Here is a 12816-nt window from a genome sequence, read left to right on the forward strand (position 1 = left end):
AGTGCGTCTAACTAATGAGTGATACATGATCGTGACGCGGGGTGCCGGAGAGGCGGTTGTCCACAGGGCCCGGCGAGCACCGCCCGGCGTACGGGACAATGGGGGAATGCCCGAGTCCACGTCACCCCTCCAGGTCGGCCCGCACACCGTCCGGCCGCCGGTCGTCCTCGCCCCCATGGCGGGGATCACCAACGCGCCCTTCCGCACCCTGTGCAGGGAGTTCAGCGCCGGCAAGGGGCTGTTCGTCAGCGAGATGATCACGACCCGGGCGCTGGTCGAGCGCAACGAGAAGACCATGCAGCTGATCCGTTTCGACGAGACCGAGAAGCCCCGGTCCATCCAGCTGTACGGCGTCGACCCGGCCACCGTGGGCAAGGCCGTCCGCATGATCGCGGAGGAGGACCTGGCCGACCACATCGACCTCAACTTCGGCTGCCCGGTCCCGAAGGTGACGAGGAAGGGCGGCGGGTCGGCCCTCCCGTACAAGCGGAACCTGCTCCGCGCCATCCTCCGCGAGGCCGTCTCCGGCGCCGGTGACCTGCCCGTCACCATGAAGATGCGCAAGGGCATCGACGACGACCACATCACCTACCTCGACGCCGGCCGGATCGCCGTCGAGGAGGGCGTCACCTCCATCGCCCTGCACGGCCGCACCGCCGCCCAGCACTACGGCGGCACCGCCGACTGGGAGGCCATCGCCCGCCTGAAGGAGCACGTCCCGGAGATCCCCGTGCTCGGCAACGGCGACATCTGGTCGGCGCAGGACGCGCTCAGGATGGTCCGCGAGACGGGCTGCGACGGGGTCGTGGTCGGCCGCGGCTGCCTGGGCCGGCCGTGGCTCTTCGCGGACCTCGTCGCCGCCTTCGAGGGCCGCCCGGAGGACGTCCGCGAGCCGTCGCTCCGCGAGGTCGCCGACGTCATGGTCCGGCACGCCACCCTGCTCGGCGAGTGGCTCGGCGACGAGTCCAAGGGCGTCGTCGACTTCCGCAAGCACGTCGCCTGGTACCTCAAGGGCTTCGCGGTCGGCAGCGAGATGCGCAAGAAGCTCGCCGTCACGTCCTCGCTGGCCGACCTCCGCGCCGGCCTGGACGAACTGGACCTCGACCAGCCCTGGCCCACGGGCGCCGACGGCCCCCGCGGCCGCACGTCCGGCAACAACCGAGTGGTGCTGCCGGACGGCTGGCTGAAGGACCCCTACGACTGCGCGGGCATCACCGAGGACGCGGAACTGGACACGTCCGGAGGCTGAGCGCGCCCGCAGGGGCGCTGGGGGTACCCCCGGCCGAAGGCTGGGGGAGAAAATGCGCGACCGGCCACGACGGCGCCGCGGCCGCACGACGACGACCGCGGCATCTCCACCGCACGCTCAGTTGGTCTTCGGGTGCGGCGTGGAGCCGTACGCCGCCAGGAACTTGTCGCGGAACGCGCTCATCTTCCACACCGGGGCGTTGTGCGCCGGCCGCAGACCGTCGGTCCAGTTCCAGGAGTCGATCGCGTCAAGCACCTTCGGGTCCTTGGCGACGATCGAGATCGGCACGTCACGGCTGGCGTGGTTGCCGCTGACCCGGGCGATCGGCTGGTGGTCGCCGAGGAAGACGAGCACCGTGTTGTCGTTGCCGTAGCGCTCCAGCCACTCGGTGAGCGCGGTCACCGAGTACTGGACCGACTTGCCGTACTCCTGGCGGGACTTGGTGGTGTCGGCGATGACGTCGGACGCCTTGTTGCCGGCCTTCTGGATGGCGTTGAAGACCGAGCCGTCGCCCAGCTGGTCCCACGGCACCATCTTCGGGATCGGCGCCCACGGCTGGTGGCTGGAGGTCAGGATCAGGAACGACATCCGGGACTTGCCGTCGGCCGGCTTCTTGCTGTGCACCCGGTCCTGGAACTGCTGGAGCGCGTACTGGTCGGGCATCGTCGACCAGCTGAACTTCGGTCCCTTGTAGCCGAGCTGGAAGGCGTTGTAGACCTTGTCGAGGCCGTAGTAGCTCTGCTCAGGCCAGCCCTTCTGGATACCCGGCATCACGCCGACCGTGTCGAAGTCACCGGTCTTCTGGAACGCCTTGGTGATGCTCAGGTGGTCGCTGGCCATCACGGTCCGGTACCGCTGCTGGTTGCTGACCCACAGGCCCGACATGGTGGTGGAGTGCCCGAGCCAGCTGCTGCCGCCGTAGGTCGCCGACGTCAGCCAGCCGCTCTTCGCGTGGTAGCCGGCCTTCGCGAGGGCCTGGGTCCGCACGGCGAGGGTGTTGTCGACGCCGGGTGCCTCGATCGGGTCCTCGATGGCGCTGCGGCCGTAGCTCTCGATGAACGTGAAGACCACGTCCTTGCCGCGCAGGCTGGTCAGCAGCTGGTCGGGCGGGGTGTTCCCGAAGGCGTCCACCTTGGCGACCTTCCGGAAATCCGCCTCGTCGCGCAGGGTGTCCCGCACCTGCTGCGACCTGACCTTCAGCGCGATGGCGGTGCGGTCGGAGGCCAGCGGCACCCCGTTGAATCCCTGGAGGCCGAAGGAGGAGCAGGTGATCCAGACGACGCCGGCGATCAGCGTGCCCCGGGTGGCCCGCCCCGGATGCCGGGCCAGCAGATTGCTCAGCCGTACCGTCGCCAGGGCGAGCAGGACGAACAGCAGCAGCAGGAGGACGACGGCGCTGACGCTGACGGCGACGGTGGCGGTCCGCCCCAGCGTGTCCTCCAGGTACGACTCGGCGTCGCTGAGCAGGCTCCAGTCCAGGACGGGGTTGAAATTCCGGCCGAGGTATTCGTAGAACCCCATGTCCATGAAGTTGATCAGGGTCAGCGCGCCGAGTACGACACCGAACACCACGGCCAGCACGATCCGGGGCCGCCGGGGCAGCACCAGCGCGACGGCGGCGGCGACGACCCCCTCGGACGGTATCCGCAGGAACTTCGCCGGCCCGAACCCGACGAGGGAGTTCGGCATCACCAGCGCCGCGATCACGAGCACCGCGCAGAGCACGGTGACGCCGATCGACAGCGCGGAGGAAGCGGTGGGATGCGCGTCCCGCCAGGCCTGCCGCCGCTCCCGGACCCGCCCACTCCAGGCGGCCCACCCGCGCGGACGAGGACCAGGGCCGTCTTCCGGGACGGGGACGCTCTCGGATCCTGCGTCGGCGTCGGCGGCGGCCTCGGTGCCACCGGCGGAGGCTTCGGCCCCGGTGCCGGCTGCGGCGGCTTCGGACTCGGGCTCGGTCCCGTCGGCGGCTTCCGGTTCGGTGCCGGCCTCGGTCTCGGACGCGGCTGCGGCTGTCTTTTCGGGCGCGGTCGCGGTGTCGGTCTCGGCGGTCGCCTCGGTCTCGGCGGTCGCCTCGGTCGCGGCGTCGCCCGGCTCGGCGACGGGCGCCGACTCGGCCGTGGCCGCCGCCGGCTCGGACTTCGGGGCCTCGGACTCCTCCGGCGGGGTTTCGCGTTCGGACGGCCCGGACGGGGTGTCCGATGGCTGGCGAATGCTCGTGTGCTGAGACAACCCGGAGGTCCTTCCGTGCGAGACCCGTGAAACGGAGGCGGGCCAACGCTCGGAGGCCGGACCCGCCACATGTCCGTACGGCCCTCATTAGGCCCGTGTTCAGGCCATTCGGCAAACACCGGGCAAACACAACGCCCCGTCCAAGGCAAGGCCCTCTCGGCATACGGCTGCGGGAAGCGCCCCGAAAGGGGCGCTGGGGGTGCCCCCGGCCGAAGGCCGGGGCAGGAACCGCGCGACCAGCCCCCACGCACCCGCACCCGAGCAACGACCCCCCTACGCCCCGCCCACGGCAGTCAGCAGCGCCAGCGGAGCCGCCGCCGACCTGGACTCCCGCACGCACGCGTGCGGATACGGCACCGGCTCCGGATGCGAGTCCCTCCCGTACCCGGCCAGCACCTCCGGCAACCGGTGCCCGCCCGCCGTCGCCGCGTCCACCAGCCCGTGCGCCACGGTCCGGGCCTCGTCGTGCAGCCCGTACCGGGCCAGCCCCAGCGCGATCAGCGCGTTGTCGTGCGGCCACACCGACCCGCGGTGGTACGACAGCGGGTGGTACGCCGCCTGCCCCGCGGCCAGCGTCCGCACCCCCCACCCCGAGAAGAAGTCCGGCTCCAGCAGCCGCCGTCCGACCACCTCCCCGTACTCCTTGTCCAGCAGTCCGGACCACAGCAGATGCCCGGCGTCCGAGGCGAGCGCGTCGACCTGCCGGCCCTCCCCGTCGAGGGCCAGCGCGGGGAAGGCGGCCTCCCGCATCCAGAAGTCCTGCTGGAACCGGTCCCGCAGATCACCGGCGGCCTGCGCGAGGAGCGCCGCGTACGTCTCGTCGGCCCACACCGTCCGCGCCAGCCACGACGTCCGGCGCAGCGCGTCGTACGCGTACCCCTGTGCCCCGGCCGCCATCACGGTCCCCATCGGCCGGCTGCCGTCGGCGGAGCAGATCGCGCCGGGGGAGTCCTTCCAGTTCTGGTTGGCGAGGCCGCCCTTGTCCGCGCGGTAGACCAGGTAGCCGCGCGAGGTCAGCCCGCCGTGGTCGAGCATCCACCCGACGGCCGCCCGGGCGTGGCGTTCGAGCCGCCGGGCCATCTCGGCGTCCCCGGTCCGCTCGACGTACGCGCCCAGCAGGATCAGGAACAGCGGGGTCGCGTCGACCGAGCCGTAGTAACGCCCGTACGGCACCTGACCGAAGTGGGCCAGTTCGCCGTGGCGCACCTCGTGGACGATCTTCCCGGGCTGGGCCACGGAGTGCGCGCCGGTCTCGGTGGCCTGGGTGGCGGCGAGGGCGGGCAGGGTGGCGGCGGCCAGGCGGGGGCGGTAGGGCAGGGCGAAGAGGGAGGTGAGGAGGGCGTCGCGGCCGAGCAGGGTGAGGAACCAGGGGGCCCCGGCAGCGGGGACCCTGAGCTCCTCGCCGTCCGGTCCGGTGGCCGGCACCTGGAGCGCGGCGAGGTCGGAGAGGCCGCGGGCGCAGGCCGCAGCCAGCTCGGGCCAGCCGGTCGGGAAGGCGACGCCCTCCACGAACTCGCCCTCCAGCGCGAGGAGCTGTTCGTTCAGCGCGGCCGGGTCGCGGGGCACCCGCAGGGCCCGCTTGTCGCCGTGCGGGCGCGCCATGACCCGGACCAGCAGCTCGGTGGTGCCGTGCGGTGCCAGCTCCAGCGTCCACACCATCCGCCGGGCGCCGGTCCCGGTCTCCTCCACGCCGTCCGGGGCCGGCTCGGCGGTGATCGTCGTACAGGACCGCCACTCGCCCCGGCGGTAGCCGAACTCCAGCCCGTCGTCGAGGACGTGGCGGGAGCGGACGGCGCCGGACTTGGCGTAGGTGCGGTGGTCGGCGCGGAGCTCGAACTGGTCGGTGAAGTCGGCGTCGGCGGTGATCGCGAGCCGGATCGTGGTCGGCACCGGACGGTTGCTGGTGACCCGCAGGGATTCGACGAACGAGCCGTCACCGACGGCCTGTTCCCGGAAGAGCGTGTGCGCGGGCGGTTCCTGGCGGCCGCCGCGCGGGACCAGGACACAGCGCGTGCCGTCCCCGTCGGCGACCGGCGTGAGCACCTCGGGCAGGGCCCCGTCCACCGTCAGCTGCCAGCGGCTGAGATGCCGGGCGTCCCGTACGAATAACCCGTCCGGGGAGCCGCCGCCCCGCACGCCGCTGATGTCGCCGCGGTCGTCCACAGCCGCGAACGTCGTGCCGTGCACGAGCAGATGATGCCGGTCCGCCATCCCCGGTCCCCTCCTTCGTCCCTCTGGTCGAACGTGCGGTGTCCGCCGAGGACACCCCGTTTTGTCAGCTCTTGTGCAGGTTTTGACGTTCGGTATGTGGCTCTTCGTGCGACGTGGTGTGCGGTGCCGCGGGCCGCCGGTGGTGCAGGTCCAGCGCGAGCGCCGCGGTCCAGCTGAACCCGGTCGCGCCGCAGGCCTCGCCGGTGTACGGGTCGACGTACTCGGCGAACCCGCTCGCGTCGGCCGTCCGCACCAGCGCCTCGGCGAGTGCGTCCGCCCGCTCCCGCTCGCCGTGCTCGCGCAGCCCCCGCTCCAGCAGCCAGCCGGTGTTGAACCAGGCGGGCCCGCGCCAGTAGCGGTGCGGGTCGAAGGCCTCGCCGAGCAGGTCGTAACTGGGCACCAGGCCGGACCCGGTGCCGAAGTGCGGGCCGTCCAGGGTGCGGACGAGCGCGGCGGTGATCTCCCGGGGCAGGCCGGGCAGGAGCAGCGGGACCAGTCCGGCCACCCCGCGCTCGGCGATGAGCGAGCCGCGTGCGCCGTCCCGCAGGTCCCGGCACAGGAAGATCTGCTTCTCCGGGTCCCACAGCCGGTCCACCAGCGCGGCCGTCAGCCGTTCCGCCCGCGCGTGCCGGGCCGTGCCGGGCGCGCCCAGCTCCCGCGCGATCCGGGCGAGGGCGTGCTCGGAGGCGATGAGCAGTGCGTTGAAGGCCGGGTCCTCGACGGCGAAGTCCCTGGTCCGGTCGGTGTATCCGGCGTCGCGGTAGTCGGCCGCCAGCCGCACGTACCGTCCGTAGTCCAGGTCCGTGGGCCGGTCCTCGGCCGCGCCGTGGTCCAGGTCGGCGCGCCGGAACGAGCGCGCCGGGGCCGGGACGACGCGGGCGAGCGGGGCGTCCCAGCAGGGGCTGTTGTCCATGCCCTGCTCCCAGGGGTGCACGACGGAGGCGAGCCCGCCGCCGCCCAGGTCGCGCCGGTGCAGCAGATAGCGGTGCCAGGCGGCCAGGCGTGGGTAGACGCCGGCCAGGAAGCCCCGTGCCCGCGACAGGCCCGGGTCGGCGAGGTGCACCAGCCAGGCCGCCAGCGCGTGCACCGGTGGCTGCACGATCCCGGAGGTCTGTACGGTGCGCGGGGCGCCCGCAGCGCGCCCCGCGGTCGAGGAGCGCCAGAAGTCGGGGCTCGGGAAGTACGCGTCGAGGGGCACGGAGGGGTTGAACACGATGTGCGGGATCCGCCCGTCGCCCCACTGGGCGGCCAGCAGCGTCTCCAGCTCCGTCTGCGCGCGCAGCGGCGAGAGGTGCCTGAGGCCGATCGCGATGAACGCCGAGTCCCACGACCACTGGTGCGGATACAGGTTCCGGGAGGGCACGGTCGAACTGCCGGTCCAGTTCCCGTCGAGCACCTGTGCGGCTCTGACGTGCAGCGACCGTCGTGCGCCGGCGCCGGTGGCGGCGTGGGCGGGCGGCGGATCGTATGCAATGCCGCGGTCGAGCGCATGGGTGGTGAGCTGGGCAGTGCGATCCACTCGGGACTCCCCGAAGACGTTCGGCCGGCCGGGTTTGGCGGTGGCTACCGTAGGGTTACGTCTATTTAACACGCAAAACTCAATATGTAATGCAAGCTTGAGAAACACAAGGGGGTGCGCATGACCGGACGTCCCGGCAGGACCGGCAAGGGCGGCGGACAGGCGAGCGCCGGAGATCTGCTCGAACTGGTGCGCAACGGGCGGGCCGTGACGCGCGGCGCCCTCCAGCAGGCCACCGGGCTCTCCCGCGCGACCGTGGGCCACCGCCTGGACCGTCTGTTCCGCGCGGGCTGGCTGCGCGAGGGCGCCGGCGGCCCGGTCGACTCCCCGCTGGGCGGACGCCCCTCCATCACCCTCGAGTTCGACGACTCCCACGCGGTCGTCCTCGCCGCCGACCTGGACACCCGGCACGCCCGTGCCGCCGTGCTCACGCTCACCGGCGAGCTCCTCGCCGAACACTCCGGCACCCTGGTGATCCAGGACGGCCCTGAGGCCGTGCTCGGCGAGCTCGGCCGCTGGTTCGCAGAGCTGCTGGAGAAGGCCGGCCACCGCGCCACGGAGGTGTGCGGGATCGGCCTCGCGGTGCCGGGCCCGGTCGACACCGACACCGGCCGGGTCGTCCAGCCGCCGATCATGCCCGGCTGGGACGGCTACGACATAAGAGGCCGCCTGGCCAGGGCGTTCTCGGAGCACACGGGTGCGCCGGCCGTCCCGGTCCTGGTCGACAACGACGCCAACCTGATGGCGTACGGGGAGCAGCGCACCGGCCACCCGGACTGCTCGGCGTTCGTCCTGGTCAAGGTCTCGACGGGTATCGGTGCCGGGGTCGTGGTGGACGGCTCGATCTACCGCGGCATCGACGGCGGCGCGGGGGACATCGGCCACATCCGGGTGGGCGCGGAGGCGCAGTGCCGGTGCGGTTCCCACGGCTGCCTCGCCGCCGTCGCGAGCGGCGGTGCCGTGGCCCGGCGGCTGGCGGAGGCGGGGATCCCGGCCTCCTCCGGCTCGGACGTGCGCGACCTGCTCGCCTCGGGCCATCCCGAGGCGGCCGCGCTGGCCCGGGAGGCCGGCCGCATGGTCGGCGACGTGCTGGCCACGGTCGTGACCCTGCTCAACCCGGGCGTCCTGATGATCGCGGGCGACCTGGCGGGCACCCCGTTCCTCACCGGCGTGCGCGAGCTGCTCTACCAGCGGGCGCTGCCCCGCTCCACCGCTCATCTGGACGTCGTGACGTCGCGGCTGGGGGAGCGGGCCGGGCTGGTCGGGGCCGGGGCGCTGGTCGTGGAGCATTTGTACGCGCCGGAGCGGGTCGAGGAGCGGTTGCTGGCGCTGGGCGTGTGACCGGCGCGTTTCCGGCGGGTTCTGGTGTCCGCCACCGCGTCCGCATGGTGAACTCCGGCGGTCTGTGGCAGCGTGATTCTCGCCACCCTTGATAAGGGTTGCGCTCAGATGAGCGGATCATGGACGACTGCACTTCTCCAAGGGGTGGCACTGGGTGCCACCCCTTGATCGTTCATCGATCGAAATCAGATGTGAAGGATGGCCGCTCAACTGAGCGGAAAGGTGTGGTGCTGAGCGGTCATGTGTTCAAGAAGTGAAAACACAAGCTGGTCTCCGCTTGCCAATCTTTGACTTTCGATCCGGTGGCGGACGACTGGTTACGGGCGCATGACACGCAAGTAGACGTACCCAGGCGCCTTCGATCTGGGTATGTTCCTGGCCGTCAGGGCAGCCACCGAGTCTTCCAGGGAGTCGAGACCCGTGTCGGAAAACAAAGAACCCCACGGTGTGAAGTTCGTTTACGACTTCACCGAGGGAAACAAGGACCTCAAGGACCTCCTGGGTGGCAAGGGCGCGAACCTCGCCGAGATGACCAACCTGGGGCTCCCCGTTCCCCCCGGCTTCACCATCACGACGGACGCCTGCAAGGTCTACCTCGACAGCGGCGAGGAGCCGGCGGCACTGCGTGACGAGGTGAGTGCGCACCTCGGAGCCCTCGAAGAGCGGATGGGCAAGAAGCTCGGCCAGGCCGACGACCCCCTGCTGGTCTCGGTCCGCTCCGGCGCCAAGTTCTCCATGCCCGGCATGATGGACACGGTCCTGAACATCGGCCTCTCCGACAAGTCCGTGCAGGGCCTCGCCAAGCAGGCCGGCGACGAGCGCTTCGCATGGGACTCCTACCGCCGCCTCATCCAGATGTTCGGCAAGACGGTCCTCGGCGTCGACGGCGAGCTCTTCGAGGAGGCGCTGGACGCGGCGAAGGAGGCCAAGCAGGTCACCGTCGACACGGAGCTGGAGGCGGCCGACCTCAAGAAGCTCGTCACCAGGTTCAAGAAGATCGTCAAGGCGGAGGCCGGCCGGGACTTCCCGCAGGACCCGCGCGAGCAGATGGACCTCGCGATCCGCGCGGTCTTCGACTCCTGGAACACCGACCGCGCCAAGCTCTACCGCCGCCAGGAGCGCATCCCCGGCGACCTCGGCACGGCCGTCAACGTCTGCTCCATGGTCTTCGGCAACCTCGGCCCGGACTCCGGCACGGGCGTCGCCTTCACCCGCGACCCCGCCTCCGGCCACCAGGGCGTCTACGGCGACTACCTGCAGAACGCCCAGGGCGAGGACGTTGTCGCGGGCATCCGCAACACGGTTCCGCTGGCCGAGCTGGAGAACATCGACAAGAAGTCGTACGACCAGCTGATGCAGATCATGGAGACGCTGGAGAACCACTACAAGGACCTCTGCGACATCGAGTTCACCATCGAGCGCGGCCGGCTGTGGATGCTCCAGACCCGCGTCGGCAAGCGCACCGCGGGCGCGGCCTTCCGGATCGCGACCCAGCTGGTGGACCAGGGCCTGATCGACGAGACCGAGGCGCTCCAGCGCGTCACCGGCGCCCAGCTCGCCCAGCTGATGTTCCCCCGCTTCGACGAGCAGGCGAAGGCCCAGCAGGTCGGCCGCGGCATCGCCGCCTCGCCGGGCGCGGCGGTCGGCAAGGCGGTCTTCGACTCCTACACCGCCGTCAAGTGGTCCCGCTCGGGCGAGAAGGTCATCCTGGTCCGCCGCGAGACCAACCCCGACGACCTCGACGGCATGATCGCGGCCGAGGGCATCCTCACCTCCCGCGGCGGCAAGACCTCGCACGCGGCCGTGGTCGCCCGCGGCATGGGCAAGACGTGCGTGTGCGGCGCCGAGGATCTCGAGGTCGACACCAAGCGCCGCCGCATGACGGTCCCCGGCGGCCAGGTCGTCGAAGAGGGCGACGTCATCTCCATCGACGGCTCGTCCGGCAAGGTCTACCTGGGCGAGGTACCCGTCGTACCCTCCCCGGTCGTCGAGTACTTCGAGGGCCGGATGCACGCGGGCGCCCAGGACGCCGACGAACTGGTCGAGGCGGTCCACCGCATCATGGCCTTCGCCGACCGCAAGCGCCGGCTGCGGGTGCGCGCCAACGCCGACAACGCCGAGGACGCCCTGCGCGCCCGCCGGTTCGGCGCCCAGGGCATCGGCCTGTGCCGCACCGAGCACATGTTCCTCGGCGACCGCCGCGAGCTGGTGGAACGCCTGATCCTGGCGGACACGCAGGAGGACCGCGAGGAGGCGCTGAACGCCCTTCTCCCCCTTCAGAAGAAGGACTTCGTCGAACTCTTCTCGGCGATGGACGGCCTCCCGGTGACGGTCCGGCTCCTCGACCCCCCGCTGCACGAGTTCCTCCCGGACATCACGGAGCTCTCGGTCCGCGTGGCCCTCGCCGAGTCCCGCCAGGAACCCCACGAGAACGAACTCCGCCTCCTCCAGGCGGTGCACCGCCTGCACGAGCAGAACCCGATGCTGGGCCTGCGCGGCGTACGCCTCGGTCTGGTCATCCCCGGCCTGTTCACGATGCAGGTACGTGCCATCGCCGAGGCCGCCGCCGAACGCAAGAACGCCAAGGGCGACCCGCGCGCCGAGATCATGATCCCCCTCGTCGGCACGGTGCAGGAGCTGGAGATCGTCCGCGAGGAGGCCGACCAGGTCATCGCGGAGGTGGAGGCGGCGACGGGCACCAGCCTCAAGCTCTCCATCGGCACGATGATCGAACTCCCGCGGGCCGCCCTGACGGCGGCCCAGATCGCGGAGGCCGCGGAGTTCTTCTCCTTCGGCACGAACGACCTGACCCAGACGGTCTGGGGCTTCAGCCGCGACGACGTCGAGGCCTCCTTCTTCACCGCCTACCTGGAGAAGGGCATCTTCGGCGTCTCCCCCTTCGAGACGATCGACCGCGACGGCGTCGGCTCCCTGGTCGCGGCCGCGGCGAAGGCCGGCCGCGCCACCCGCCCCGACCTGAAACTCGGCGTCTGCGGCGAACACGGCGGCGACCCGGAGTCCGTCCACTTCTTCCACGAGGTGGGCCTGGACTACGTCTCCTGCAGCCCGTTCCGCATCCCGGTGGCCCGCCTGGAGGCGGGCCGGGCGGCGACCCAGTCGGCGGGCAGCGACCACCGCTGAGGCCGTCACCGGCCTCCCGCGAACCCCGGGTCCGCCGTCCGTCCCCGACCCTCAAGACCGATGGACGGCGGCCCCGGCACGCAAGAAGAGGGGCGGCACCCTGTGCGGGGGTGCCGCCCCTTCGTGCATCATCTGCGGAGACTGTCAAGCTACGTCGCTGACCAGGCAAAATGGCGTTTGCTTGCGTTGGTTGCCGTTGACCCCGCCCGAAGCCGTTGTGCCCTCGTTGTGCCCTCCAGGTGTGGCTAGGTATGTCGAGTCAAGCGCTGGCAGAACATCTACTTCTGGCCCCTGTACACGGGCACGGCGATCCCCATCGACAGTTGGCGCTCGCGGATGTGGCTGGACACCTGGGTCTAGCTGGGCAGACACACCACGAGGGCTCGGCTATCCGCCGAGCCCTCGTGGTCGTTGTTGGTCGTTAGCGGTTGTCGTGGGCCCCCCTCGGACGGCCCGAGGACGGCCCGGCTCTGAGCGCCAGCAGATTTACAGCGGGCTAGGTCCAACGTCTGTGACCTGCGGATTTACGCCTCCCAGCCGGCCCTGGGGGACACATGGGGGGGCGTGGCCGCGTCGCCGAGGAGCTACACGAGCGCTGCAGCCTGGCAAGCGCCATTGAATCTGATCGGGCGATGTCAGGTGATTACCTGACAGATGAGTGATGCGTTCGGTAGATGTGTGAGCGTGACTGACTCCACGCCCGGGGACGGCGAACCCAGCTCCTTCGCCGAGAAGACGAAGGACTGGTACAACAAGCACAAGCCGAAGATTCGCGTTGCCCTCGGCGTGACTCTGGCAGTGGGCCTGGGCCTAGTCGTGGCCGCCCAACGCCACGAGACGCAGGACGGTGAAGGGTACGACGCCGAGGACAACGAGGATCGGCAGCCGGTCCCTGACCGTGAAACCACGAACGCGCCTCGTCAATCCACCCTTGACCCTGACCGCGACCCCTTCCTTCGGAGGCTCCCACCCGGTCAGCAGGCCAGCGAGGCGGCCAAGGAGAGGTATAGGGAACTGACAGGCAAGGACCTCCCTCCCGGTTACACCTTGGTTCGCCGGTGGTTCTTCCTCAGCCCGGACGACGAGGACCCCGACGAAGCCGCCGCCTGAGCGCCTTGGTAAT

The 12816-nt window shown here is 71.0% G+C and carries 7 protein-coding genes; 4 read left to right on the forward strand and 3 right to left on the reverse strand.

The window, feature by feature from the left end:
• The first annotated feature begins 106 nt into the window (after positions 1 to 106).
• Positions 107 to 1249: a tRNA dihydrouridine synthase DusB gene (gene dusB / locus ACZ63F_RS14285; protein ID WP_469710963.1), complete on the forward strand. Its 1143-nt coding sequence runs from the start codon at positions 107 to 109 to the stop codon at positions 1247 to 1249.
• Positions 1250 to 1366: 117 nt separating this feature from the next.
• Here the strand turns inward: dusB and ACZ63F_RS14290 are convergent, their stop codons facing one another.
• From ACZ63F_RS14290 to ACZ63F_RS14300, 3 genes are all read right to left on the reverse strand, one after another.
• Positions 1367 to 3481, reverse strand: a complete 2115-nt coding sequence (locus ACZ63F_RS14290) for a sulfatase-like hydrolase/transferase (protein WP_469710965.1) — start codon at positions 3479 to 3481, stop codon at positions 1367 to 1369.
• A gap of 273 nt (positions 3482 to 3754) precedes the next feature.
• On the reverse strand, positions 3755 to 5692 hold the full coding sequence (locus ACZ63F_RS14295) for an amylo-alpha-1,6-glucosidase (RefSeq protein ID WP_469710967.1): 1938 nt from the start codon (positions 5690 to 5692) through the stop codon (positions 3755 to 3757).
• A 64-nt stretch (positions 5693 to 5756) separates the two neighbouring features.
• Positions 5757 to 7211 carry an MGH1-like glycoside hydrolase domain-containing protein gene (locus ACZ63F_RS14300; RefSeq protein ID WP_469710969.1) on the reverse strand — a complete coding sequence of 485 codons (1455 nt, stop codon included), beginning with the start codon at positions 7209 to 7211 and terminating at the stop codon, positions 5757 to 5759.
• 120 nt (positions 7212 to 7331) lie between these two features.
• Between ACZ63F_RS14300 and ACZ63F_RS14305 the strand changes: the two genes are divergently transcribed.
• From ACZ63F_RS14305 to ACZ63F_RS14315, 3 genes are all read left to right on the forward strand, one after another.
• Entirely contained in the window at positions 7332 to 8552 is a 1221-nt protein-coding gene (locus tag ACZ63F_RS14305; RefSeq protein ID WP_469710972.1) for an ROK family transcriptional regulator, read from the forward strand.
• Between the two features lie 420 nt (positions 8553 to 8972).
• Positions 8973 to 11693, forward strand: a complete 2721-nt coding sequence (ppdK, locus tag ACZ63F_RS14310; protein ID WP_469710974.1) for a pyruvate, phosphate dikinase — start codon at positions 8973 to 8975, stop codon at positions 11691 to 11693.
• Positions 11694 to 12377: 684 nt separating this feature from the next.
• On the forward strand, positions 12378 to 12803 hold the full coding sequence (locus ACZ63F_RS14315; protein WP_469710976.1) for a hypothetical protein: 426 nt from the start codon (positions 12378 to 12380) through the stop codon (positions 12801 to 12803).
• The last annotated feature ends 13 nt before the right edge of the window (positions 12804 to 12816 follow it).

Source organism: Streptomyces sp. NPDC104761 (genome assembly GCF_055583445.1).

What these genes read in the sequence shown, in the direction of transcription:
- dusB (WP_469710963.1), top strand. Translation starts at nt 107, where the DNA reads ATGCCCGAGTCCACGTCACCCCTCCAGGTCGGCCCGCACACCGTCCGG.
- ACZ63F_RS14305 (WP_469710972.1), top strand. Translation starts at nt 7,332, where the DNA reads ATGACCGGACGTCCCGGCAGGACCGGCAAGGGCGGCGGACAGGCGAGC.
- ACZ63F_RS14295 (WP_469710967.1), bottom strand. Translation starts at nt 5,692, where the DNA reads ATGGCGGACCGGCATCATCTGCTCGTGCACGGCACGACGTTCGCGGCT.